The sequence below is a fragment of the Pseudomonas sp. 2995-1 genome (genome assembly GCF_002742505.1).
Taxonomy (GTDB): domain Bacteria; phylum Pseudomonadota; class Gammaproteobacteria; order Pseudomonadales; family Pseudomonadaceae; genus Aquipseudomonas; species Aquipseudomonas sivasensis.
Map to the genome: position 1 here is coordinate 1 of NZ_LJSA01000339.1, position 277 is coordinate 277.

General features: G+C 36.5%; 1 protein-coding gene. It reads left to right on the forward strand.

Annotated features, from left to right (window positions below; translation table 11 throughout):
* Positions 1-15: 15 nt before the first annotated feature.
* On the forward strand, positions 16-277 hold a 262-nt coding region (locus AOA61_RS12535; RefSeq protein WP_256583393.1), incomplete at its 3' end, for a hypothetical protein.

Below are 277 nucleotides of genomic sequence, written 5' to 3' on the forward strand. Positions count from 1 at the left end.
GAATATGAACTGTTCATGGAAATTAGAGATCAAGTCAAAGAATATATTCGACCATTACAAAAATTGGCTACAGTGATTAGTACGCTAGATGTACTTCAAAGTTTTGCAGAAGTAGCAGAGAGAAACCGTTATGTAAAACCTGAAGTTAAATATAATGGCGCAGTAGAGATTATTGATGGAAGACACCCTGTTGTGGAAAAGATGATCGATGAAGGGGATTATGTTTCAAATGACATTCAGCTTGATCATGAGCGTGAAATGCTTCTAATAACTGGCC